Origin of the sequence: Acinetobacter terrae, from assembly GCF_013004375.1 — a bacterium.
GTDB classification, from domain to species: Bacteria; Pseudomonadota; Gammaproteobacteria; order Pseudomonadales; family Moraxellaceae; genus Acinetobacter; species Acinetobacter terrae.
Genome location: NZ_JABERI010000001.1, coordinates 71,758 through 96,412 on the forward strand (window position 1 = coordinate 71,758; position 24,655 = coordinate 96,412).

A 24,655-nucleotide genomic window follows, 5' to 3' on the forward strand; every position below is an offset into this window, starting at 1 on the left:
AGGCGAATTATTCCTGTGTCTTTTCCAGCTGACTCAGTGGGTCTAGTTACCCCACAAAAGTTCTCATTCGAAGAGCCGTTAGAGCTTGAATGTGGTCGCATTCTCCCACGTTTCGAAATCATGGTTGAAACCTACGGTACGCTCAATGCAGATAAATCCAATGCGATTCTGATTTGCCATGCGTTGTCGGGTCATCATCATGCTGCAGGCTATCATCACCAAGATGATAAAAAACCCGGTTGGTGGGATGCCTGTATTGGTCCGGGCAAAGCGATTGATACTTCTAAATTCTTTGTTGTTGCCCTCAACAACATTGGTGGTTGCAGTGGCTCCACTGGTCCAATATCGCCAAATCCTGAAAATGACAATCGCCCTTATGGTCCGGACTTTCCCTTAGTTACTGTTCGTGACTGGGTGAAGACTCAAGCCATGCTGTCTGATCGTTTAGGCATTGATGTCTGGTACTCGATTATTGGGGGTTCACTCGGTGGCATGCAGGCTTTGCAATGGTCGGTGGATTATCCTGACCGTTTAAAAAACTGCGTCATCATTGCCAGTGCACCAAAACTGTCTGCACAGAATATTGCCTTTAACGAAGTGGCGCGTCAGTCGATTTTGTCCGATCCAGATTTCCATAACGGCCGTTATTTAGAAAATGATAGCTATCCAAAACGTGGCCTCATTTTGGCACGTATGGTCGGGCATATTACCTATTTATCTGAAGAAGCAATGAAACAGAAATTTGGCCGTGACTTGAAGTCGGGCAAATTTATGTATGGTTTTGACGTTGAATTCCAGGTGGAAAGTTATTTGCGTTATCAAGGTGAGCAATTCAGCCGTAACTTTGATGCCAATACTTACCTGATTATGACCAAAGCGCTGGATTATTTTGATCCTGCACGTGAATATGAATTGTCTTTAACCAAGGCGATGGCGAATACCAAATGCCGTTTCCTGGTGGTTTCATTCACTACGGATTGGCGTTTCACTCCAAAGCGCTCAGAAGAAATTGTTGATGCACTGATTACCAATCATAAACCTGTCAGCTATGTCGATATTGATGCAGAACAAGGTCATGACTCGTTCCTGTTCCCTATTCCGCTTTACGTTAAATCATTACGTGCATTTTTAGGTGGCGCAGAACACCTTGAAGCAACACCTCAGGAGACTGTGTAATGCGTATCGATCATCAACTTGCTGAGACATGGATTAAACCTGATTCAAGCGTACTTGATTTAGGTTGTGGCGATGGTGAACTGCTGGCTCATATGGGCAAAAAGCACAACATTCGTGCATACGGATTGGAAATTGATCAGGAAAAGATTGCAATTGCGGTCAGTCGAGGGTTAAATATTATCCAACAAGACTTGAACCTCGGTTTAAGCCGCTTTGCAGACCAGTCATTTGACTATGTTGTTATGGCACAGGCTTTGCAAGCAGTAGATGCACCAGACGTATTATTGCGTGATATGGTGCGTGTGGGGAAACAAGCAATTATTACCTTTCCTAACTTTGCCCATTGGAAGACGCGTTCTTTCTTGGCTTTAAAAGGAATGATGCCTGTTTCAAATGCTTTACCGTATATGTGGTATAACACGCCTAATATCCACTTATGTACTTTCCGTGATTTTGAAGCACTTTGTGTGGAAAACGATATCCGGATTATTAACCGACTCGCCGTGAATGGGGATCAACAAGGTAGTTTACTTAGTAAACATGTCCCGAATCTGTTTGGTGAAGTCGCTATTTATCGAGTGAGCGCACTATGAAAAAAATATTATTAAGCACACTATTGGTTGGTTTTTTTAGCATTCAAGCCCATGCGGATTATGTTTCATCTACCCCATCTGTTTCCAGTCAGGCAGCACAATATTCTGTCATGGATATTAATAGCCTGATTAAATCAGCCAAATCTGGTCAAGCGGCCGCACAGTTTTATTTGGCGACCAAATATCAACTCGGCAAAGATATTCAAAAAGATGTACAGCAAGCTTTTTCCTGGTACAAGGCCGCTGCTGACCAAGGTCTAACTGCTGCCCAATTAAATGTCGGCCGTATGCTGGCTGATGGTATGGGTACCAAAAAAGACGAAGCTTTAGCGCGTAAATACTTTGAAAAAGCTGCAAGTCATGGTGACAACCGTGCCAGCTTTAATCTTGCGATGATGGAAGAGCAAAAGAAAAATTACGTGGGTGCATATCAGTGGTATGAACTTTCTACCCGTGATGGCATGCTCGACAATAAAGTTATTTCTCTTTCTGAAGGTAAGAAAACAGCTTTGGCTGCCAACTTAACTCAAGAGCAAATTCGTATGGCGCGTGACCGTGCCGACAAATGGATTCAAGCCCAATAATTTTGCCTGATTCTAGAAAGCACCTTCGGGTGCTTTTTTATTGGCTAAATTATCTAGATAAGTTTGCTAAAATACGCACAATTATTTTCACATTAAGATCAAAATCATGGCTTCTACAGATTGGTTATCCCAAGGCACTCTTGTACTTGCAAGTAACAATAAAGGCAAAATTTCAGAATTTGAAAAATTGTTTGCAGAACTGAACCTACCTGTCGAAGTAGTTGCTCAGGGCAACCTCAACATTGAAGATGCTGTCGAAGATGGCTTAAGCTTTGTCGAAAATGCGATTATTAAAGCCCGTCATGCATCGAAAATTTCTGGAAAACCGGCCATTGCCGATGATTCCGGGATTTGTGTACCTATCTTAGGCGGAGCACCTGGCATTTATTCTGCGCGTTACGCAGGTGAACATGGTGATGATGCTGCCAATAATGAAAAACTGTTAGCTGACTTAAAACCACTACGTAAATACAGCGAAGCGATTGAAGGGATGTTTGTCTGTGTACTTGCGCTGGTGCAACATGCAGAAGATCCGCTTCCACAAATTTTTCAAGGCATTTGGAAAGGTGAAGTTCTAGAAGCGGCACGTGGTGAAAATGGTTTTGGTTATGACCCATTGTTCTGGTTACCTGAACTTGGGATTTCTAGCGCAGAACTGTCTAAAGAAGAAAAAAATAAAATTAGTCACCGTGGTCAGGCGATGCAATTGTTTAAGGCGAGTTTGGAGAAGTAATTTCCTTACGGATTCCCTCTCCTTTTAGGAGAGGGTCAGGGAGAGGTCAACTCCTTCCTCTTGCGCCATACATTGCTCAGGAGAGGAAATTTCAATTTTGGTTAAATAATCCCTCCTAAGCTCCCTTTAATAAAGGGAGGAAAAGCCCCTCTTTATTAAAGATGAGGAATATATTCCGCAAGAGGGAGATTCGGTTTTTGACTTGTTAAAATTGAAGAACCTTTCCCTAACCCTCACTTGCGCTAAGATTTAAAGCATCGCTTTAAATCTTGCTCAGGACAGGGAATCATATGTGGTTTAATCCAAGCATAATTTTAAATCGATGCTCTCCCTCCCTTTGGGAGGGAGTTAGAGGGAGGGTAATAAAAGATGAAGCACCACGCCATAAATTCCTATCAAGATCGTACTGGCAATCGTCCCTGATGCAATATATTTCGCTGAATGTCCTGTGCCCTGGTAATACGTTTCTAAAGCCACAATATTGGCTGCAGGTGGCAAGGCAAAGAACATAAACATAACAGCATAAGTCAGCTGCTGATGTGGAATCGGTAAGACATAATAAGCTGCCAAACACACAAAAATAGCTAAAAACATTCTGCTACTGATCAGCAATAGACTCTGTTTTAGATCACTCAAACCAATACGAATTTTACTTAGCCACATGCCAAGAATGCACATCCCGGTAAATGTGACCAAGACCTTATTGGTTTGATAAAACCACTGCACCCATGGATGCGACTCATAGGCTGTAAAATCCCAGATCGACAGAATAGCGGCTAGACTTAAGGCAATTACGGGTGGAGAAAGCAGAACATTTTTAATAATAAATTTTGAATTTTGCCTGGTTTGACTGACTGCCATGACCGCACAAACATTGCCAAACAAAGAGCCGCCAATATATAAAGCCACAATTATGCTGCTGGCTTGCGGGCCAAATAATGCCAAGGCAAAGGGAAACCCCAACCAAGCCCCATTTAAATAGCTTAAGCACAGCGCACGTAATTTATCTTTTTTGAAATAATAAAAAATACAAAAGAAGAATACCGAACTGATAAAACTAAAACCAATGAGCCACAAACTACCCGCCTGATAAAACACCATGTTGTAAATAATCACGACGGGAATAAAAAATCGGGCTAATAAACTCGCAAATAGTGGTTTTAAAGTTGCGGAAAATTGTGTTGAAGCGAGTCCCCATCCACATAAAAAGCCGAAAAGTGGTAAAAGCAAAGCCACAACATTACCCTAAATGATCAATAGAAATATGCTAGCACTGAATCAAACACAAAAGCAGCTTTAATCCAGTTTGTCTTTAAACTGAAATTTTTCAGTCACATTGCTGTCATCGCAAAATGTTCAGATGGTTCTAGATAAAAAATGAGTAAAGAACATGGCAGGATTATCGATTTGGCACGTTGTGATTTTTGCAATTGTGGTGATTTTATTGTTTGGTACATCAAAACTTAAAAACTTGGGTAAAGATGTCGGTGGTGCAGTCAAAGATTTTAAAAAGTCAATTAAAGAAGATGAAGCAGCTACCTCAGCATTAAATGAACCAAAAATTATTGAACATCAAACCAGTCATTCTGATGTTAATTCCACGGTAAAAACCCATTCAGGCTAAAATGTTATGCTTAATATTGGTATGACTGAACTGCTGGCTTTCGGCATCATTAGTTTATTGGTGCTTGGGCCTGACAAGCTTCCAGAAGCTGCTCGCTTTGTCGGAAAATGGTATGCGAAAATCAAACGTACGGTCAGCAATGTACAAAATGATATTGACCGAGAGCTGCGTTTATCTGAACTGCGGGAACAGATGCAAAATGAAATGCAAAGGATTCAAGAGCTAGAACAAAAGATGCAAGCTCACATGCATGAACTAAAACAACAATCACAACCTGCAACAGAAAAACAATTACCAGACGCATTACCCAATAATAATGCTCCCGTTCTTTATATTTTTATCAAACATCATCGACCTTTGTGCGTTTATTTAAGCGTACAAAGTGCTTGCAGCATTACGCCGTCAATAGAACAGCCTTTAAACATCATGCCTCCAATTTCACAGTTAAATGAATTAAAGGTGGCAGTATGAACACTCCAATAGAAAACCAATTGCCGATTACCCTTGCAGATCAACAATCCCCTAATCTTGAAGAAATGCCGATTACCCAGCACCTGATGGTTTTGCGTCGGCATCTGTTTAAAATTGTCGGTTTACTGTTGGTATTATTTTTTTGCTTATTGCCTTTTGCCAATCAAACCTATCAGCTTTTGTCTGAACCTTTACGTGCACAATTGCCTGTTAGCTCATCGATGATTGCCACTGATGTCACGGCGACATTCATGGCACCATTTAAGCTAAATTTCTTTGTTGCCTTGATGTTGGCGATGCCTTTTATCATTTTTCAACTCTGGAGTTTTGTAAAACCTGCACTCTATGAAAAAGAAAAAACTTTAGCGATGCCATTACTGTTTGGCAGTATCAGCTTATTTTATGCCGGGATTGCTTTTGCATATTTCGTTGCGTTGCCTTCGATTCTGCATTTTTTCATTAGTGTTTCACCCGAAACGGTTGCGCCAATGACTGACATTAACAGTTACCTGGCTTTCTGCTTAAAATTGTTTTTGGTGTTTGGTTTTACCTTTGAAATCCCGATTATTACCTTAATCCTTATTTTAATTGGTCTGGTTTCTACACAACAATTAGTCGAAAAACGGCGCTTTATTGTGGTCGGCTGTTTCTTTGTGGCGATGTTCGTAACACCACCCGATGCAATTTCCATGATTATGCTCGCCATTCCCATGTGGTTATTATTTGAAATGGGCTTGTTCTTTGGCAAACTGATTGAAAAACGTCGGGCAGCTTAAATGCTGGCAGCAATTTTTTAGGCAGACTTCGGTCTGCTTTTTTCATCAGAGCGACTTATTTTCTTCACCAGACTGTCATTTAAACGTCAGCGCGCTGTCATATATTTCACCTAAGTTTGATACAACTTTATAACAACCATATACTTGGGAAATATCATGACAGACTTTACGCCATATCATGAAGAGCAAGAATTAGACAACAATACTTCTGACAATGTCCATTTCCGTGACATTTTAGAGCAAGCGATTACACGCCGCAGCCTCATCACTAAAACTGCGAGTGGTGCAGTTGCCTTGACTTTGGCTTCAACTTTGACAGCTTGTGGCAGCGATAGTGATAGTGACTCGGCAACAACAACTCCAGCTACTGATCCAACCAAATTACCGACAAAGTTGAGCTTTACCCCAGTCGCGAAGAACTTGAATGATATCGTGACGGTTCCAGAAGGTTATGAAGCCAAAGTAATTTATGCGCTGGGTGATTCCATCAATCAATACTATGGTCCATGGGATGACAGCAATGTTCCTTCAGGTCCAAGTTTTCAGTTCCGTTCTGGTGACTGTCATGATGGTATGAGCTATTTTGGCTTAAATACTACGACTGGTCGTTATGATGACAGCAAATCAGATCACGGTTTACTGGTTTTGAATCATGAATACATTAACCAGACTTTCTTACACCAGACAGGTCCGACCAATAAGGGAACGGGTCCTCGTCCTGAAGATGAAGTGATCCGTGAAGTCAATGCGCATGGCGTATCCATCATTCATCTGAAAAAAGACAGCAAAACCCAAGCCGTTGAAATTTTGAAAAATTCAATTTTCAACCGCCGTATCACAGCTTCTACACCCATGACTTTTGCGGGCGTTGCTGCGGGTTCAACTTTACTTTCAACCCGCTTCTCTCCATCTGGTGTAAAAACCCGTGGTACCCAAAATAACTGCGGTAATGGTTATACACCTTGGGGCACCTACCTGACTGCTGAAGAAAATTTTATCGGTTACTTTGTTCGTAATTCAACAGATGATAGTTCGCGCACCGCAAATGAAGTTGTAGCATTAAACCGTTATGGTCTAAAACAAGGTGCTAAATCGCGTTATCAGTGGGAAACAGCAACAGGCAGTCTGGAACAACAGGACATGTATGATCGCTGGAATGCATCTGTTGTAGGTGCATCTGCTTATGTAGACTATCGCAATATCCCGAATACTTTTGGCTGGATTGTAGAAATTGATCCATTCGATAGCCGTCAGGACCCTGTAAAACGCACCTCACTTGGCCGTTTTGCACATGAAGACTGTCGTACTAGCCGTGCTATTGAAGGTCAGAACCTGGCATTCTATATGGGTGATGACTCACGTGGTGAATACATCTATAAATTCGTTTCTGATGCGAAATGGGATGTAAAAGATGTCAATGGTGGCTATGCAGCCGGCGATAAATACATGAATAGCGGCAAACTGTATGTTGCCAAATTCAATGCCGATGGTACAGGTCAGTGGATTGAGCTATCAACTAGCAACTCAGCAATTTCTGGTTATACGACTTACGCATTTGCAGACCAAGCCGATGTAGTGACGCATGCACGTATCGCTGCAGATGCTGTTGGCGCAACCAAAATGGACCGTCCTGAATGGGTTGCAGTCAATCCAAACAATGGTGAAGTGTATGTCACTCTCACCAATAACAGTAACCGTGGTACCAACTATACAACTGATGCCGCTAACCCACGTAATTATTCTGATCCAGAAGGCGGTAAAGGTAACGTGAATGGTCACATTATCCGCTTCCGTGAAGATGCAGATACTACAACAGCCACCACATTCAAATGGGATATTTACCTGTTTGGTGCTGAAGCACAAATGCTTGAAAATGTTAACCTGTCTGGCCTAACTGACAATAATGACTTCTCTAGTCCGGATGGTATGTGGTTTGACCCACGCGGCGTGCTCTGGATTCAAACAGATGATGGGGCTTACACTGACGTGACCAACTGTATGATGCTGGCTGCATTGCCGGGTACGATGGGTGATGGTGGCAAAGCGACTGCGCTTTCAGGTACTGCTACACAAGATACCTTTATGGGTGCCAAAGTGACCGATGAAAATCTACGTCGCTTCCTGACCGGTCCAAAAGATTGTGAAATTACTGGTGTGACTATGACGCCTGACTACAAAGCCATCTTTATTAACGTTCAGCACCCTGGTGAAGATTCAACTGCTTATAATAACGCAACCAGCCACTGGCCTGCGACACAAACAGACCCTACCAATACCACTGCGCGCCCACGTTCAGCAACGGTAGTGATTACCCGTAAAGATGGCGGAGTGATTGCTGGATAAGTTTCCAAATCTTAAAAATACCGGCTTTATGCCGGTATTTCTTATTTTGGGATCGGAATAATCTTTTCTACAACCTGCCCTGCGGTTTCCCCCTGTTGGGATTTTTCCTGCCACAACCAGGCATCATTTTTCATTCTTAAAAAATTTGAACAACGGGTGCCATAAACGGGGCTTTGAATAAAAGTCGATGAGAGCAATTCTTCCATCTCTGCACTAATACCGGTTTGTGGGAGAAGTTCAGGAATGATTTTTCGTTCATCTTCTAAAATATCCCATACCGTAAATTCAAGATCCGCTTCAGTAATAGAAGCCTGCTGCAACATCGGCAGGAATTCTTGGGTAAAGCGTTTACGCAAATGTCGAGTCTTTTCCCAATGTTCGGTCATTAAACCATTGGATACCACATATACACCTTTGGCTAAAACCTGAGGTGCTTCACCGCGGTTACTCATATAGACCGCCTGATCTTGATCACCGAGCAATAAATTAAAACCGGCATAATCACATTGGCGTTTTTCTAATGCTTGAGCAAAGCGGATCGGCGTTAAACCGGATTCTAAAAAAGCTTGAATCAGATGACCGCGTGAAGTCGGATATGTTTTTTTATCGGTTGCATCTCGAAAGTTAGTCACTACCGCCCATCTTCCCGATGCAGTCACGCCCATCCACGTTCCGCCAGACTGTAGATCTTGTCCGGCAATAATCGGGCTATTTCCCCAAACTTTTAAACCACTGGTCGGGCGCTGATAAAACTCATCACGATTAGAAATCAGACATAAAGGCGTATCTTCCAAGACTTGCCAAGCTAAAGCTACAATACACATAATTCGTGCTCTTTATCTTTACACATTGAATGTACAACATTTTTCATCACATTCAGCTAAAATCTGTGCAAAACAGAATCACAAGGAACAGGAATGCTGACCTATCCAAATATTGACCCAGTTGCCGTATCGCTGGGACCGTTACAAGTCCATTGGTATGGATTGATGTATTTACTGGCATTTTTATTTGCCTGGGGACTTGCCACTTATCGCACCAAACATCGGGATGGCTGGACACCCGACATGGTGTCTGACCTGATTTTCTATGGGGCTTTAGGTGTGGTCGTCGGTGGCCGTATTGGCTACGTGTTCTTTTATGGCTTTGAGCAATTCCTTGCCAATCCACTCTGGCTATTTCAGGTATGGACCGGTGGCATGAGCTTCCATGGTGGCTTTCTGGGTGTGATGATTGCCATGCTGTTCTGGTGCAAGAAATACAAGATGACCTGGTTTCAGACTTTGGACTTCATCGCGCCTTGTGTACCGACTGGCTTGATGTTCGGTCGTATCGGCAACTTTATTGGTGGCGAGCTCTATGGTCGTCAAGTCACTGATCCAAACTTTGCGTGGGGGATGATTTTCCCCACCGATCCGCTGCAGTTGGTGCGTCACCCATCACAGCTTTATCAAGCTTTGGCTGAGGGGTTAATCCTGTTTATTGTGTTGTGGTGGTTCAGTTCAAAACCTCGCCCACGTATGGCCGTTTCAGCCTTGTTCCTGATTGGTTACGGTATTGCACGCTTTGTGGTGGAATTCTTCCGCGAACCGGACAATGGACAACTGTTTATTGGCTGGATGAGTAAAGGCCAATTCCTGACTGTACCGATGATTTTGATTGGTCTCTGGATGATGTGGTATGCCTACCAAAAGAAAATTTATGATTGGGGTCCACAGAAAAATACTTAATTTTTAGCGAGGCAAAAGCCTCGCTTTTTTATCTTTGTTTTTGCTAAAGTGCAGTCAGTGCTCGTTTATCTATCAGAAAATTATGCTCGAATTTTGGTTTAATCCTAAAGTTTCCATCCTCCGTAAACTCATGATCTTTGTAGTCATTGCGATTGCAACAGGCATACTTTACTGGATGGATCCGCTAAAACCTGATGCAATTCTCATGTTCTTAGGAACAGGTATTATTTTTCTGATTTGTCGTTACTGCAAAATCCATTTTGCATCTAAAAATCCAACCGGATTGTTATATCGCCTACTGACTTGGATTCCGATTGCGCTATTACTGGCTCTTATTTTTATGCAGATGAAAGAGGGTGAAATTTTAATTCCGGGTGCGCAAGGCATTGGCTTTATGGCTTTAGCCATCTGTTTATTTTCACCTTTGTCTTTACTGAATAAAAATGATGTTACAGACGAGAAAAAATAATGCTGGAATTTTGGTATTCAGATAAATGTACCCGTCAAATCAAGCTGATGGTCTGTATTGCCACCTGTGTGATGATTTATTTGTGTTCCACAGTGCAACAACTTTCCCCAATGTTTACGGGAATCAGTATTGCTATTGGCATGAGCATACATGGGTTAAGAACTTTGAGCTTAAAAGTTGCAGCAGATAATCCCTATAAAAAAGGTTTTGTTATTCTCATTTTGGTTATGCCGCTTATGGCATTCATCACTTTAATTTCAGTATTACCGATACAGCATAAAATCATTCTCGCCATGCAAGCAATTGGATTTTCTGCAATTGGTTTATTCACCTTATCGACATTTCCAAAGCGTCGCTTTGATAAAAATTAAAAGATCGATATTTTATCAAATGAAAATAAAAAAGACCGCTAAAAAGCGGTCTTTTTTCAATCATCCGAAGACGATTAAGCAGCTAATGCGTCTTTCGCTTTTTGAGCGATAGCAGCAAATGCAACTGCATCATGCATAGCGATGTCTGCAAGTACACGACGGTCGATAATCACTTGAGCTTTTTTCAAGCCAGCGATCATACGGCTGTACGATAAACCATTAAGACGCGCACCAGCATTGATACGTGCAATCCACAAAGCGCGGAATTGACGTTTCTTCTGACGACGGTCGCGGTAAGCATATTGACCTGCTTTAATTACTGCTTGGAACGCTACGCGATATACGCGTGAACGAGCGCCGTAGTAACCTTTAGCACGAGCAAGAATTCTTTTATGACGGCGATGAGCCTGGACACCACGTTTTACACGAGCCATTTATAAATCTCCTAAAGGTATGGGCACATACGGCGAACTGAAGCAACGTCACTTACGTGAACCATTACACAGCCGCGCAATTGACGAATACGCTTAGCAGATTTCTTAGTCAAAATGTGGCGTTTGAACGCTTGTTTACGCTTGATACCGTTAGCTGTCGCTTTAAAGCGTTTAGCAGCACCACGGCGAGTTTTCATCTTAGGCATAACAACCTCTTTTGAACACCTGTTCGGAACGTCTGCACCATTGCAAAAACGACCTGCAGGTAAGGGAGCCAGTATTCTAAAGCATCTTTGCTTAAAACAAAAGCAAATATCCTTAAAATACACAACCAATCGTCCGTTTCTTTTAGTCTTATTTCCTCTATTGAATACGAGATGTTTTTATTAATAACTCAACTATTCAGCATTATAATTATCGCAACATAAGAATATTGGACCAACATGACTCCCGCACAGGATGCTTTTGCAGCACTGCGCTATCGTGATTTCTCTATTGTTACGATGAACCAGTTCTGCCTCACTCTCGCCATTTTAATTCAAGAAATTATTGTCGCGTATTCACTTTATCAAATCACCAAAGACCCACTGACACTAGGTTTAATTGGTTTAGCCGAAGCGATTCCATTTATCACCTTGTCTTTATGGGGTGGCTATTTTGCAGACCGCTTTAATAAACAGACCATTATGAAAATCTGTTTGTTCTTTGCCGTGCCTTTACCTGTGGTTTTGTGGTGGCTGTTTCATGCCTATGGCCTAGGTCAAATCGGGGTCAATACACTGTCTTGGGGGATTTACGCCGTTATTTTTGGCTTAGGAACGATTCGTGGTTTTTACAACCCATCTGCAACTTCACTCAAGCCTTTTCTGATTCCACGTGAACTCTATGCCAACGGTGCAACATGGACAACGATCGGTTGGCAAAGTGGCGTGATTATTGGACCTATGCTCGGTGGTTTCATGCTGGCACTTTTAGGTCGTGAAACCAGTTTATTATCGGTTGCGGTATTGCTGAGCATCTGTTTTGTCTTAATTAACCTGCTGCAAAAACGTAGCTTCCCCAAAATCGAAACAGACAATTTAATCGAAAGTTTGGGTGATGGTTTCCGCTTTATCTGGAAAACCAAGATTGTACTGTGGGCGATTTCACTGGATTTGGTTTCTGTTCTCTTTGGTGGGGTAATTGCCCTACTGCCTATTTTTGCAGAAGATATTTTAAAAGTCGGTCCTGAAGGCTTGGGTTATTTACGTGCTGCACCTTCTATTGGGGCACTATTGACCATGATTGTCCTAACCAAGTTTCCACCTACACAAAATGCCTGGCGCAATATGCTGCTTGCCGTAGCAGGTTTTGGGGTATTCACGCTGCTGTTTTCCTTCTCAAATAACATGTGGCTGTCCCTGTTTGCTTTAGCCATGACCGGGGCCTGTGACAGTATTTCAGTCGTAGTTCGTCAAACGATCCTACAAATTTACCCACCTGAGAATATGCGTGGACGCGTTGCGGCAGTAAACGGCATGTTTGTCTCAAGCAGCAATGAACTTGGGGCATTTGAATCTGGCTTAGCCGCAAAATACATGGGTACCATTATGGCCACAGTATTTGGTGGATGTATAACGATGGTGGTGGTTGCGATAAGTTGGGCAAAAACGCATGATTTATTTGGCGTAGATATCACTCAAGGTGATGATCAAATACGTTAATTCACTTTTTAGACTTGCGAGTATTTCTAATTCAGGAAATACTTCGCACTCACCATGCTCCGCTCCCGATACAACCTCTGGCTTGATTAAAGAAATAAATAATTATGAAGAAAATCCTGTGTTTTTCTCTACTTATCAGCTTACCGTTAAGTGCTACTTATAGCGCTGCACCTAAAGCACCAAAACAACTCTTGGTTCAGAAAAGCGCAGCCCTTCCCGCGCATTTAACCACGCGCATTCAGTGGAGCAAATTTCCACGTCCAAGCTATAAAAATGAAGATTTAGAAGATCAAAACCGTAGCGCCATTATTCGTATCTATGCCGATGAAACCGGCAGTATTAGCAAAGCCAGCGTACAAGAAAGTACCGGCTTAACACATTTAGATGATCTGTTAATTAAAGCGGTTCGTGAGGCACAGGTAAAACCCTATGTCGAAAATGATACTGCCATTGCACAAATTGGCTATCAAACCTTTAGCCTTAAACTAAGCCAAGAGGATGATGCAGAAGTTTGCCAATACAACTTTAACTCTAAAAACTGGCAGGCTCAGCAGCAAGATAAAAAAGTACCCTTTTCATATCGTGCTCAACCCGTTTTAGATATCGACTCTGAACAACTCAACGGACACAATCGTGCGGTGAAATTCACCTTTAAAGTGAATAAACACGGCGATGTGAAAAAAGTAAAAGTGAAAAACGGTTCCGGCATTTACGCTTTAGACCAACAAATTGTACGCGCAGTCTCAGATGCGAAAGTAGATGTGCCGCGTAAATATTGGATTTATAAAAAATCGACCCTTAAAGATGAAATAAAATTCAATTTAGATCAATGTCAGTAATTTAAATACCGATCTCAGATATAAAAAGAGATGCGCAATGCATCTCTTTTTAAAACATTGAAAAAGCGCCATAGATAAATAAATAGCGCCCAACTTTGGCAATACTGACCATCAATAAAAACCACCAAAAGTTTTCTTTGAGCAAGCCCGCAATCAAGGTAATCGGATCGCCAATGATCGGTACCCAACTCAATAGCAACGACCAGTAACCATACTTTTGATAGATTCCCTGTGCTTTCAACATTTTCTGCTCTGACACAGGAAACCATTTTTTATCTTTATAGTGTTCGATTTGCAAACCTAGCCACCAGTTCACACAGGAACCCAAAATATTTCCCAAGCTTGCAACAAACAGCAACTCAATAACTGAATGACTACCTTCAGCTAACAGCGCCAATAAAACGGCTTCGGACTGTAATGGCAATAAAGTCGCTGCGCCAAAGGCAGAAATAAACAGTAAAGTGTAGGATAGCATTATGTGAATAACGGTTTAAAGACCCAACTTTTTCTTGGTAGATTTATATTCATAAATAGACCAAACAATGAATAAAACCATCACCAACCATCGCGTCAAACTATAACGATGAGCAATCACACTAAATATTTCTTTAGATACCGATGGATCATTGGCTTTTAGCGTCTCTGCCAATGACTGCATATGAACCACTTCAGCAATAAACAACAATAAGCAAGCTGCAATACCAAAGATAATTGCCCAATAAATTTTCTTATTTGTTTCAATAATCTGCGTTAAATTTAAGAAAAAGTCTTTCATAGCCATGAGGTCCAATAAAAAACCACCGCAACGGGTGGTTTATTTTTGCGAGATTTAAGCGGTGTTATTCCGCAATCTTAGCACAAAAAACATTTTTCAATTTTTACCATCAGGCATTTACTTGAATTGCCAAAGCACGTTGCACTGCTGGACGTGCGGTCAAGCGATCTACATATTCTTTCACATATGGATAATCTTCGAGTTGAATCTGCTGCCATTCATAACGCAAAATCCACGGCAAAATTGCCATATCGGCTATTGAATATTCACCCGCCACGTACTTTTGGCCAATCAACTGCTTGTTCAATACACCATACAAACGTTTGGTTTCATTGACATAACGATCAATTGCATAGGGGATTTTTTCAGGCGCAAATTTACCAAAATGATGATTCTGCCCAAGCATCGGACCCAAGCCGCCCATTTGCCACATCAACCACTGCTCAACTTCAACACGTTGCTGTTCATCCTCTGGATAATACAAGCCTGTTTTACGCCCTAAATATTGTAAAATTGCACCAGATTCAAATACCGAAATGGCTTCGCCACGCGGGCCATCCTGATCAACAATTGCCGGAATTTTATTGTTTGGAGAAATACGTAAAAAATCAGGTTGAAACTGATCATTTTCCATAATATTGATGGGAAAAATTTGATAATCCAAACCCATTTCTTCTAAAGCGATTGTAATTTTATGACCATTGGGCGTTCCCCAATAATATAGATCAATCATGTTTTCTACCTTTTGCCGTTCTCGTTTTGCATGACATTATTGAACTGTGCTCATACTTATAGCATGTTTTATATTGATAAATCATTAATCTTCACTGAAGTTTAAAACACAAAAAAATTAAATATAACCAACTGTTTTTATTCAATATTATAAATTTATAATTTTTTTTTAATTTGAATTCTTGAAAGCACTAAAAACAGTACAATATATAACAGAGAGCAATGATCTTTTAAGATATCGTTCCTCATACTGTTGATGTAATGCATAACAGAGTTGCAATCTTTTTATAAAAATTATTTTTAAATTAAGAGGTTATATCAATGAGCAATATCAGCCTTACTCCTCTCTTCCGTCGCAGCATTGGTTTTGACCGTTTCAATGATCTATTCGATTACGCCATGCAAAGCGACACACCCAATTATCCGAACTATAACATTGAAAAAACAGGTGATAACAACTATCGAATTGTCGTTGCTACAGCTGGCTTTAATGAAGATCAACTTGAGATTAATCTTGAAAATCAGCTACTCACAATTACGGGTAAAGCTGTTGAAGAAAAGTCAGATACTACTGTTGAATTTTTACATAAAGGCATTGCCAGTCGCTCATTTAAACTGTCGTTACGCTTAGATGAACATATTGAGGTACAACAAGCAAATTATGAAAATGGTTTATTGAAAATAGATTTGCAGCGTTCTGTTCCTGAAGAAGCCATGCCGCGCCAAATCCCGATTGGGCGTAAAGCCAATGAACAGTTAGAAACTGCTAAAACTGAATAAACGCTAAAAAGACCCGTCATTGACGGGTCTTTTTAATGATTAAGGCTGCCTATTAAAAAATAATGTCCATGAAAAACACGACAATCAAATCTTAAAACCTAGTGATTCAAATTTAAAATATACTGCAAGATAAGAATACAAAAATGACAATCTATCTTTGCAGAAAAACAGGTAAAAAATGAATTATTCAAGACAATCCAATATTGGCCCATTTGCGATCTTAATCGCCTTTATCTGTTTTATTACACTGATTATTTTGATTCTGTTCGGTTGGCCGCATTATAAAGTTTGGAAACAAGGCATGGATGGTCAAGCAGCATTGGCAGAAGCTGAGCAATCGAAAATGATTCAAGTTCAGGTCGCCAAAGCAGAATTGGAAAGTGCCAAATTGCGTGCAGAAGCCATAAAGTTAGTCGGTCAAGCCGCGAAAGATTATCCTGAATACCGTAAACAAGAATTTATTGGTGCCTTTGGTGAGGCCTTACGTGATGGTCGTATTCAGCAAATTATTTATGTACCGACCGAAGCCAATATTCCAATTGTGGAAGCGGGCAAAAACAGTAGCTCTCTGCAATAAATAAAAAATACAGGCATAAAAAAAGCACTGCATTGGCAGTGCTTTTTTATCAATGGATCAACGCGTGCTTATTTTTTACGTTTCGGTCCAATGAGCATGCCCATTTGACGACCTTCCATTTTTGGTGCTTGTTCGACTGTACCGAATTCAATTACATCTGCTTCAACTTTTTGTAATTGAGCAAGACCTAATTGTTGGTGAGCCATTTCACGACCACGGAAGCGCAAGGTAATTTTTACCTTGTTCCCTTCCTCTAGGAAACGAAGAATTGCACGTAACTTGATGTTGTAATCACCAATGTCTGTACCAGGACGCAACTTAATCTCTTTAACCTGAACTTGATGCTGTTTTTTCTTCGCATCTTTTTGCTTTTGCTTCAGATCGAATAAATGTTTGTTAAAGTCCATGATTTTACAAACAGGCGGCTCTGCATTAGCAACGATCTCAACAAGATCAAGCTCAACTTCTTCTGCAGCGCGCAACGCTTCAGCTAAAGAAACGATGCCCTTTTGCTCTCCTTCAGCACCAACGAGACGTACTTCTTTTGCACGGATCTCGTCATTCAATGCAGGACGATTGCTTTTAGCACCTTGTTGTTGGTTACGGTCAGGCTGTTTAATCTTTATTACTCCACAATATACCGGCCACGTTCGGCTACGGCTGCTTTCACTAGGTCAACGAAGGCATCAATTGACATAGTACCTAAATTTTTTCCTGAGCGGGTACGGACATTCACGGTACCTTCCTCTACTTCACGGTCTCCAAGAACCAGTAAGTAAGGAATACGCTCTAAAGTACGTTCACGAATCTTAAAGCCGATTTTCTCATTTCTCAAGTCAGAAATGGTACGAATTCCACTTTCTTTAAGTTTAGCGACGACTGACTCACACGCCTCAGCTTGTGAATCGGTAATATTCATTACACACGCTTGAACCGGTGCTAACCATGGTGGCATGAAACCAGCGTAGTGCTCAATAAGAATACCAATAAATCGTTCAAAACTACCCAGAATTGCACGGTGCAACATCACAGGCTGATCACGATCATTATCTTCTGTTACATAAGATGCGTCTAGACGCCCCGGTAAGTTGAAGTCACACTGAATAGTACCACATTGCCAGATACGGCCTAAACAGTCTTTTAACGAGAATTCAATTTTCGGACCGTAGAACGCGCCTTCACCAGGTTGTAAATCCCAATCAAGACCAGCAGCATCTAAAGCATCCGCCAAAGATTTTTCCGCCATGTCCCAAAGTGCATCTTCACCAACACGTTTTTCAGGACGAGTCGACAATTTCATTTGTACTTCTTCGAAGCCAAAGTCTTTGTATACATCTAGTGTCAATTTGATAAAGTCTGCAACTTCTTGACCAATCTGTTCTTTGGTACAGAAAATGTGCGCATCATCTTGAGTAAAGCCACGAACACGCATAATGCCGTGTAATGAACCAGATGGCTCGTTACGGTGACATGAACCGAATTCTGCTAAACGTACTGGAAGATCACGGTACGATTTCAAACCCTGGTTGAACACTTGTACGTGACAAGGACAGTTCATTGGTTTAACTGCGTAGTTACGGTTTTCAGAATGCGTGGTGAACATGTTGTCTGCATAGTTTGCAGCATGTCCTGATTTTTCCCACAGCGTGAAATCCACCACTTGCGGGGTACGGATTTCTTCATAACCATTGTCTTGTTGAACTTTACGCATGTACTGTTCAAGAACTTGGTAAATGGTCCAGCCGTTCGGATGCCAGAACACCATACCCGGTGCTTCTTCTTGCATATGGAACAAATCAAGCGCTTTACCGATTTTACGGTGATCGCGTTTTTCTGCTTCTTCAATACGTTTTACATAAGCTGCAAGCTGTTTCTTGTCTGCCCACGCTGTACCGTAGATCCGTTGTAACTGTTCATTCTTCGCATCACCGCGCCAGTAAGCACCAGAGATTTTAGTCAGCTTGAATGATTTTAAAAATTTTGTGTTTGGAACGTGCGGGCCACGGCACATGTCCAAATAATCTTGATGGTAGTACAAGCCCATTTGTGTTTCTTCAGGCATGTCTGCAATCAAGCGTAATTTGTATTCTTCGCCACGCGCATTGAATTCTGCAATCACTTCGTCACGCGGAGTCATTTTTTTCACGACTTCATAGTCTTGATCGATGAGCTTTTTCATACGCTCTTCAATCGCAGCCATGTCGTCTAACGTGAATGGACGTGGCATCCAGATGTCATAGTAGAAACCTTCTTCAATGACAGGACCAATTACCATTTTCGCTTCTGGGAACAATTGCTTAACCGCATGGCCAACCAAATGCGCGCATGAGTGACGGATAATTTCGACACCGGCGTCGTCTTTAGGCGTAATAATTTGTAGTGTTGCATCTTCAGTGATGAGATCAGACGCATCCACTAAACGGTCGTTAACACGACCAGCAACTGTATTTTTTGCAAGACCAGGACCAATGCTAAGTGCAACGTCCATCACAGATACGGCGTGATCAAACTGTTTTTGATCGCCATTGGGCAAAGTGATAATTGGCATAAGAAATCCTTAAGGAGTGATGCCCCGTACCATGGGGCATATCACCGCGAGATTATGATCGAGGAGAACCTCAAAAGATAAAAACGGTGGATAAATAAAAATCGATTAGAATTTTACACGTCTTACCCCTTCGATTAAACCTTTTCCCCAATAAAATTCGGCTTCACAATCAAAATTTAGCTTTAAGCGGATATATGAAGTGATGATTTAGGGTTTAAATGCCCCTATATTTACTCTCGACAGGTTTCCCAAACTTCAAATTCCCTCTGTTCATAGGCATAGAGATGGGCGAATTGTGGAATAAGCGCTTCGCTCTGTTGCGGCCTTAAAAACACATAATCATCGACCGCAATCTCACACTGTTTAGGGACTTGAAGCATTTCCTGATTACTACTGCGACCATACAAAAGGTGCGGCTGACTTTTTTCAGGATAAATATAATCCGCTCGCCAATAACCACCATAAACAAAGAGAGCCTGATGATGATGTGGCAGATGATTCAGCACCTCCAAACCGGGTAATTGGCTATACGGCAAAACTTTCAATACCGGTGCGGCAATCCAGAGTGCACATTTTAAAGCAGATAAATTGTCCAGATCGAAGTCACTTGGCTTCACGAGCATGGAACCAAATGCCAGATCATTACATTCACTCTGTTGGCAATGTTGCATAAAGGTTGGACTTCCGCCCCCGTTAAAGCACAGATCTTCATGCCATAAATTGGGGAATTGCTGCTGAATAATGGCTTTGTATTGTTGATAAGTTTGTTGCGATTGTTGATAACTTTTTTCAGGGCTTTTTATTATTTTCGGTAACTTGGCAATATGTGCATCGTAGCCCATTAATCCTGATAGTTTTAAATGCCTTGAATGCTGTTGAATCAGCTTGAGCAAAGCCACAAATTGCTGCGAATTTTGCACTCCACCACGATGCAACCCGACATCAATTTCAATATTTACATTCAAACTGATGTCGAGTCGTTGCGCGAGCTGCAGATATTCTTGTAATCGCTCCAAATCATCAATCAGCCATTGAATATGAATTTCGTGTTGAGCATTATTTTGATAAAACAATTCCACTGCCCTGATCGGCATCGGCTTACCCAGCAAAATATCAGCCTGTTCAAATGTCTGGATAATCTTTGCAATATGCGGTGGATGAAAGACCATAAAGCGTTGCGTAGATAGCTTTTGGCTGGCAAGTTTCAACATTGGCATACTTGCCAGAGACTTCACCACCAAACGCGGTTTTAAATGCGCAGGCAATTTTGACTGCACATAGTCCAAATTATGTTGATAGGTTTTTACATCTAAAATCAGTTGTGACGTGCCTGTTCCCTGCTGTTTTAAATCCTGGGTTAATTGCTGAAAATAATTCGATTGCATCGCCATTTCCTAATTTTCAGGTAAAAATAATTGCTTTAAATGTGGATTAAGCCATTTTTGATTGGGATCAAGTTGCTGACGCAACGCCATAAAATCATCCCATTTTGGGTATAAATCGCGAAGTAAAGCAGCGTTCATGGAATGCAATTTCCCCCAGTGTGGTCGCCCCTGATATTTTTGTAAAATGGGTTCGACCAAATCAAATACGGCGTGATAATCCTGTTTATGAAATTGATGAATGGAAATGGAGACCGAATCACGTCGGTAAAAAGGACTCAACCAGATATCATCGCCTTTGACATAACGAAACTCGATCGGGAAAAACATCGGCACTTGATGCTTGCGTAAGATATGTAAAACCTCCTCCAGACACTGCAAGCCTTGCTCAACCGGAAGCTGATATTCCATTTCATTAAATTTGGTATTGCGCGGAGTCGGAAAGATTTGATTTGACCAATCTACATAGCAAGTCGGTTTTACAAACACACTTAGCAGTTTTTGCAGATAGGGATTCGTGACAGGCAATCTTCGCGTTAATTCCGAACATAGAGTCAGCAAAGCATCTTCCGAAGGCCATGCATCCTGTCTGGGCTGAATCGCATCATCAGTTTCATCCAGTGTTTTTAACATCACCTGATCAGAATGAAGAAATGCCCAAAATTCAATATGGCGATGCTGATGTTTCCATTGATCGATATTTGCAAATACCTCCTGTAGCGGACACAGTCGGATCTGTTCTTTTAATTTATATCTGGACCGATTTTGCAGAGTAATTTTTGTCAGTATGCCAAAGCTACCCAATGCCACTCGTCCGGCTTGAAATATTTCGGTATTTTGCTGACGATCACATTGCAACAGTTCTCCATCTGCAGTCAGTAATTCAAAACCTTCAACAAAAGCAGATAAACAGGGTAAATCGATACCCGTGCCATGCGTTCCGGTAGAAATAGCGCCCGCCAAACTTTGCTGATCAATATCGCCCTGATTGGGTAAAGCCTGATTGATTGGGGCAAGATATTCACCTAAATCATATAAGCGTGTGCCCGCTTGTACTGTGCATTGGGTTTGATCTTCATCAAAGGTAACTACGCCCTTGAAACGATCAAGATTGATCAGCACCGCATCTGTCTTGACTAAAGCACTGAACGAATGTCCTGCTCCCACTGCACGAATCTGCGCATGCGACTTCAGCAACTTTTTTAATTCATTGATCTGCCTGGGCTTAAAAATTTCAGCAGAGCCATACTGACTCCCTGACCAATTTCGCCACACTTCATCCGCCTGTTGTATTTTCATTATTCTTCCTTGGCTGATATTATTTTAATTGCTCAACTAGAGTAAAATACCTAAAAAATCAAATATGGGAACCCATGAGTTCAAAATACTTGAGTACCATGAAATAATTTATTTAATATTCAATATGTTATAAATTATAAAAAAACACTCGACTAAAGCATAAATGCAACATTCATGAGAAGTGCATATCTTTTCAACAGGATATGAAAACAAATATAGAATGGAGTTTGAAAATGGTTAGCGCATACGATGAATTACCGCGTACCCCCGCAAATTTTGTAGCGTTGTCACCTTTACGCTATCTTGATCGTGCAGCGTATATCTATCCAAATCAGAACGCGATTATTCACGGTAAGCGTCGTATTACCTGGCGTGAGAAATATAATCGTTGCCGTCAGTTTGCCAACCAACTCCAAAAATTAGGCATCGGTAAAAATGATACCGTTTCTGTACTGCTGCCGAACGTCCCTGCCATGATTGAAGCACATTTTGCTGTTCCTATGGCTGGGGCTGTATTAAACACCTTAAATACGCGCCTAGATGCCAAGACACTCGCCTTCATGCTTGAGCATGCTGAAACCAAAGTGTTATTGGTCGATCCCGAATTTACTGCGCTTGCTACAGAAGCACTTGCACTGGTATCACAAGACATCTATGTGATTGATGTGGCTGACGAAGAATATGAAAATGCATCGACACCGATTGGTCAAGTTGAATATGAAGACTGGATTGCCCAAGGCGATGCAAATTTTGAATGGCATTTACCCCAAGATGAATGGGATGCCATCAGCTTAAGTTACACCTCTGGAACCACTGGCAATCCTAAAGGTGTGGTTTACCATCACCGTGGTGCCTACATTAACGCAGCTAGTAATATCATTGCCTGCGGCATGATGCCTCGTGCAACCTATTTATGGACACTGCCCCTGTTCCACTGTAATGGTTGGTGCTTTGCCTGGACTATGGCAGCAAATGGCGGGACCAATGTCTGCTTACGTAAAGTTGATGCTGAACTGATCTTCAAATTGATTGCTGAACATAAAGTGGATTACTTCTGTGGTGCGCCAATTGTCTTGTCGATGCTCATCAACATGCCTGAAGAGAAAAAGACCAAGCTTGATCACCGTGTCGAAGTGATGGTGGCGGGTGCCGCGCCTCCAGCAGCGATCATTGAAGGGATGCGCAATATTGGCGTTAATGTTACCCATGTATACGGCCTGACAGAAACCTATGGTCCTTCTGCACTCTGCGCATCCCAAGCCGGCTGGAGTGATTTGTCGATTCAAGAACAAGCGCAGTTGCACTCACGTCAGGGCGTTCCTTACCCATTACAAGATGGCATGAAAGTACTTGATCCTGAAACCATGCAAGAAGTTCCACATGATGGTCACACCATGGGCGAAATTATGTTCCGTGGCAACATCGTGATGAAGGGTTATCTGAAAAATCCTGAAGCCACAGCAGAAGCCTTCGCTGGTGGATGGTTCCATACCGGTGACCTTGCCGTTTGCCAGCCAGATGGCTATGCAAAAATTACCGACCGTTCCAAAGATGTGATCATTTCAGGGGGTGAGAACATTTCATCGCTTGAAGTGGAAGAAGTGTTGTATCAACACCCTGCTGTACTCACTGCGGCAGTGGTGGCAAAACCAGATCCACGTTGGCAAGAAGTTCCATGTGCCTTTGTGGAACTGAAAGAAGGTAAAACAGCAACGCCTGAAGAACTGATTGAATTCTGCAAACAACATTTAGCACGCTTTAAAGTGCCTAAAGATCTGGTGATTACAGAAATTCCAAAAACTTCGACCGGGAAACTGCAAAAATTCATCTTGCGTGATTGGGCAAAAGAACGTGCCACAGGTGAATTTAATTAATTTCTTCTGATCGACCACTAACTTCCATCCCAGCCTTCCTCCTACAAGGAGCTCCCTCTCCTGAGCAAGTTTTAAAGCACTGCTTTAAAACGCAGCGCAAGTGAGGGTTAGGGAGAGGTTATATACATCGAAGAAATATGTGATTTTTACTTAGCTGTATAAAAAATTAGTTATTTGAAAGATATTTTTTGGGATAAAAGTCAGCCCTCTATCTAACTCTCTTCCAAAGGGAGAGAGGAATCTTAAGGCATAAAAAAGCGACTCATATGAGCCGCTTTTTTATTTCTATCACTGAACAAAAAATCAGTTATCTGAAATCAATGCCACTTGCTGAATATAGTTAAATAATTTCAACTTAGAAGCAGCGACTTGTTCTTCAGGCAGCTGTTTGGTGATATCACGCTGAATACGCAAGATATGCTGACGAATTGGATGATGTTCAGCCGCATTATGCGCTTTCATGAATTCTTTGATTGCTGGATCACCCTGTGCAATCATTCGGTCAACCCAACGCTGCAATTGTGCGGTTTTTTTCGCACCTTGTTGCGGGGTTAAATAAGATAAAATCACTGCCTCATCTTCATTACGCAATAATTTACCAATACGTAGAAATTGGCGACGGCGTGCTTCATGTGACGTAATATTACGTACGTCTAACAACGCATCAATTAAACGCTCTTCCACAGGGAGTTTCTGAATTTGTTTAACATTCAGTTCAGAGAGTTGTTCACCTAAAGCAGCCATACGCTGAACTGCTTTTTTTTGTTCGGTTTTGCTTGCACGTCCTTCTAAAGTTTCAAAGTCATCTTCAGTAAAACGCTGTTGCGGTCGACGTGCCACGA

28 protein-coding genes are annotated in these 24,655 nt (G+C 41.7%); 16 read left to right on the forward strand and 12 right to left on the reverse strand.

Translation table 11 applies throughout. The features are described 5' to 3' along the window. Positions 1 to 15 precede the first annotated feature (15 nt). The 4 genes from metX to rdgB all read left to right on the forward strand — a co-directional run bounded on the left by metX (position 16) and on the right by rdgB (position 3,086). A complete protein-coding gene (metX, locus tag HLH14_RS00290) occupies positions 16 to 1,176 on the forward strand; it encodes a homoserine O-succinyltransferase MetX (RefSeq protein WP_067721910.1) in 1,161 nt (386 codons plus the stop codon). Continuing rightward, complete coding sequence (metW, locus tag HLH14_RS00295; protein WP_067721913.1) at positions 1,176 to 1,769, forward strand: methionine biosynthesis protein MetW; 594 nt, start codon at positions 1,176 to 1,178, stop codon at positions 1,767 to 1,769. Before metX ends, metW begins: the two co-directional genes overlap by 1 nt. Beyond that, entirely contained in the window at positions 1,766 to 2,353 is a 588-nt protein-coding gene (locus HLH14_RS00300) for a tetratricopeptide repeat protein (protein ID WP_067721915.1), read from the forward strand. The genes metW and HLH14_RS00300 overlap by 4 nt, the downstream gene beginning before the upstream one ends. Before the next feature lie 106 nt (positions 2,354 to 2,459). Next, positions 2,460 to 3,086 carry an RdgB/HAM1 family non-canonical purine NTP pyrophosphatase gene (rdgB, locus tag HLH14_RS00305; RefSeq protein ID WP_171532458.1) on the forward strand — a complete coding sequence of 209 codons (627 nt, stop codon included), beginning with the start codon at positions 2,460 to 2,462 and terminating at the stop codon, positions 3,084 to 3,086. A 348-nt stretch (positions 3,087 to 3,434) separates the two neighbouring features. Here rdgB and HLH14_RS00310 read toward each other — a convergent pair whose 3' ends face one another. Continuing rightward, positions 3,435 to 4,322: an AEC family transporter gene (locus HLH14_RS00310; protein WP_067721919.1), complete on the reverse strand. Its 888-nt coding sequence runs from the start codon at positions 4,320 to 4,322 to the stop codon at positions 3,435 to 3,437. Between the two features lie 154 nt (positions 4,323 to 4,476). Between HLH14_RS00310 and tatA the strand changes: the two genes are divergently transcribed. The 4 genes from tatA to HLH14_RS00330 all read left to right on the forward strand — a co-directional run bounded on the left by tatA (position 4,477) and on the right by HLH14_RS00330 (position 8,300). Then, positions 4,477 to 4,710: a twin-arginine translocase TatA/TatE family subunit gene (tatA, locus tag HLH14_RS00315; protein WP_067721921.1), complete on the forward strand. Its 234-nt coding sequence runs from the start codon at positions 4,477 to 4,479 to the stop codon at positions 4,708 to 4,710. A 6-nt stretch (positions 4,711 to 4,716) separates the two neighbouring features. Beyond that, positions 4,717 to 5,181: a Sec-independent protein translocase protein TatB gene (tatB, locus tag HLH14_RS16235; protein ID WP_067721923.1), complete on the forward strand. Its 465-nt coding sequence runs from the start codon at positions 4,717 to 4,719 to the stop codon at positions 5,179 to 5,181. Continuing rightward, a complete protein-coding gene (gene tatC, locus HLH14_RS00325) occupies positions 5,178 to 5,957 on the forward strand; it encodes a twin-arginine translocase subunit TatC (RefSeq protein ID WP_067721925.1) in 780 nt (259 codons plus the stop codon). The genes tatB and tatC overlap by 4 nt, the downstream gene beginning before the upstream one ends. 156 nt (positions 5,958 to 6,113) lie before the next feature. After that, positions 6,114 to 8,300: a PhoX family protein gene (locus tag HLH14_RS00330; RefSeq protein ID WP_067721928.1), complete on the forward strand. Its 2,187-nt coding sequence runs from the start codon at positions 6,114 to 6,116 to the stop codon at positions 8,298 to 8,300. Between the two features lie 41 nt (positions 8,301 to 8,341). On the opposite strand, the gene HLH14_RS00335 is transcribed toward HLH14_RS00330, so the two are convergent. Continuing rightward, positions 8,342 to 9,124, reverse strand: coding sequence for an NRDE family protein (locus HLH14_RS00335; protein ID WP_067721930.1), 783 nt, complete (start codon positions 9,122 to 9,124; stop codon positions 8,342 to 8,344). A 93-nt stretch (positions 9,125 to 9,217) separates the two neighbouring features. Here HLH14_RS00335 and lgt point away from each other — a divergent pair, with 93 nt between their 5' ends. From lgt to HLH14_RS00350, 3 genes are all read left to right on the forward strand, one after another. After that, positions 9,218 to 10,030 carry a prolipoprotein diacylglyceryl transferase gene (gene lgt, locus HLH14_RS00340; protein ID WP_067721932.1) on the forward strand — a complete coding sequence of 271 codons (813 nt, stop codon included), beginning with the start codon at positions 9,218 to 9,220 and terminating at the stop codon, positions 10,028 to 10,030. A gap of 82 nt (positions 10,031 to 10,112) precedes the next feature. After that, positions 10,113 to 10,499, forward strand: coding sequence for a hypothetical protein (locus HLH14_RS00345; protein WP_067721934.1), 387 nt, complete (start codon positions 10,113 to 10,115; stop codon positions 10,497 to 10,499). After that, the gene (locus HLH14_RS00350) at positions 10,499 to 10,870 is read left to right on the forward strand and encodes a hypothetical protein (protein ID WP_067721940.1); all 372 of its coding nucleotides are present in this window, start codon (positions 10,499 to 10,501) and stop codon (positions 10,868 to 10,870) included. Before HLH14_RS00345 ends, HLH14_RS00350 begins: the two co-directional genes overlap by 1 nt. A gap of 74 nt (positions 10,871 to 10,944) precedes the next feature. Here the strand turns inward: HLH14_RS00350 and rplT are convergent, their stop codons facing one another. Further along, positions 10,945 to 11,304, reverse strand: coding sequence for a 50S ribosomal protein L20 (gene rplT / locus HLH14_RS00355; protein ID WP_067721943.1), 360 nt, complete (start codon positions 11,302 to 11,304; stop codon positions 10,945 to 10,947). An 11-nt stretch (positions 11,305 to 11,315) separates the two neighbouring features. Beyond that, positions 11,316 to 11,510 (reverse strand): 50S ribosomal protein L35, encoded by a 195-nt coding sequence (gene rpmI, locus HLH14_RS00360; protein WP_067721945.1) that lies wholly within the window; start codon positions 11,508 to 11,510, stop codon positions 11,316 to 11,318. Positions 11,511 to 11,747: 237 nt separating this feature from the next. Here rpmI and HLH14_RS00365 point away from each other — a divergent pair, with 237 nt between their 5' ends. Both HLH14_RS00365 and HLH14_RS00370 read left to right on the forward strand, forming a co-directional pair. Beyond that, entirely contained in the window at positions 11,748 to 13,007 is a 1,260-nt protein-coding gene (locus HLH14_RS00365; protein ID WP_067721947.1) for an MFS transporter, read from the forward strand. 104 nt (positions 13,008 to 13,111) lie between these two features. After that, a complete protein-coding gene (locus tag HLH14_RS00370) occupies positions 13,112 to 13,846 on the forward strand; it encodes an energy transducer TonB (RefSeq protein ID WP_067721949.1) in 735 nt (244 codons plus the stop codon). A gap of 49 nt (positions 13,847 to 13,895) precedes the next feature. On the opposite strand, the gene HLH14_RS00375 is transcribed toward HLH14_RS00370, so the two are convergent. From HLH14_RS00375 to HLH14_RS00385, 3 genes are all read right to left on the reverse strand, one after another. Then, positions 13,896 to 14,321, reverse strand: coding sequence for a YqaA family protein (locus HLH14_RS00375; protein WP_067721951.1), 426 nt, complete (start codon positions 14,319 to 14,321; stop codon positions 13,896 to 13,898). Positions 14,322 to 14,336: 15 nt separating this feature from the next. Further along, a complete protein-coding gene (locus HLH14_RS00380) occupies positions 14,337 to 14,621 on the reverse strand; it encodes a hypothetical protein (RefSeq protein WP_067721953.1) in 285 nt (94 codons plus the stop codon). Between the two features lie 109 nt (positions 14,622 to 14,730). Then, on the reverse strand, positions 14,731 to 15,354 hold the full coding sequence (locus HLH14_RS00385) for a glutathione S-transferase N-terminal domain-containing protein (protein ID WP_067721955.1): 624 nt from the start codon (positions 15,352 to 15,354) through the stop codon (positions 14,731 to 14,733). Positions 15,355 to 15,674: 320 nt separating this feature from the next. Between HLH14_RS00385 and HLH14_RS00390 the strand changes: the two genes are divergently transcribed. After that, a complete protein-coding gene (locus HLH14_RS00390) occupies positions 15,675 to 16,133 on the forward strand; it encodes an Hsp20 family protein (RefSeq protein WP_067721957.1) in 459 nt (152 codons plus the stop codon). 178 nt (positions 16,134 to 16,311) lie between these two features. After that, entirely contained in the window at positions 16,312 to 16,710 is a 399-nt protein-coding gene (locus HLH14_RS00395; RefSeq protein WP_067721965.1) for an SPFH domain-containing protein, read from the forward strand. Positions 16,711 to 16,778: 68 nt separating this feature from the next. Here HLH14_RS00395 and infC read toward each other — a convergent pair whose 3' ends face one another. The 4 genes from infC to HLH14_RS00415 all read right to left on the reverse strand — a co-directional run bounded on the left by infC (position 16,779) and on the right by HLH14_RS00415 (position 21,939). Beyond that, positions 16,779 to 17,330 carry a translation initiation factor IF-3 gene (infC, locus tag HLH14_RS00400; RefSeq protein WP_067721967.1) on the reverse strand — a complete coding sequence of 184 codons (552 nt, stop codon included), beginning with the start codon at positions 17,328 to 17,330 and terminating at the stop codon, positions 16,779 to 16,781. A 5-nt stretch (positions 17,331 to 17,335) separates the two neighbouring features. Next, the gene (thrS, locus tag HLH14_RS00405; protein WP_067721972.1) at positions 17,336 to 19,258 is read right to left on the reverse strand and encodes a threonine--tRNA ligase; all 1,923 of its coding nucleotides are present in this window, start codon (positions 19,256 to 19,258) and stop codon (positions 17,336 to 17,338) included. A 230-nt stretch (positions 19,259 to 19,488) separates the two neighbouring features. Then, complete coding sequence (locus HLH14_RS00410) at positions 19,489 to 20,643, reverse strand: alanine racemase (RefSeq protein WP_067721974.1); 1,155 nt, start codon at positions 20,641 to 20,643, stop codon at positions 19,489 to 19,491. A gap of 9 nt (positions 20,644 to 20,652) precedes the next feature. Beyond that, a complete protein-coding gene (locus HLH14_RS00415; protein WP_067721976.1) occupies positions 20,653 to 21,939 on the reverse strand; it encodes a D-arabinono-1,4-lactone oxidase in 1,287 nt (428 codons plus the stop codon). Between the two features lie 233 nt (positions 21,940 to 22,172). Between HLH14_RS00415 and HLH14_RS00420 the strand changes: the two genes are divergently transcribed. Next, a complete protein-coding gene (locus HLH14_RS00420; protein ID WP_067721980.1) occupies positions 22,173 to 23,813 on the forward strand; it encodes an acyl-CoA synthetase in 1,641 nt (546 codons plus the stop codon). 303 nt (positions 23,814 to 24,116) lie between these two features. On the opposite strand, the gene yjgA is transcribed toward HLH14_RS00420, so the two are convergent. Beyond that, entirely contained in the window at positions 24,117 to 24,653 is a 537-nt protein-coding gene (yjgA, locus tag HLH14_RS00425; RefSeq protein WP_067721982.1) for a ribosome biogenesis factor YjgA, read from the reverse strand. Positions 24,654 to 24,655 lie beyond the last annotated feature (2 nt).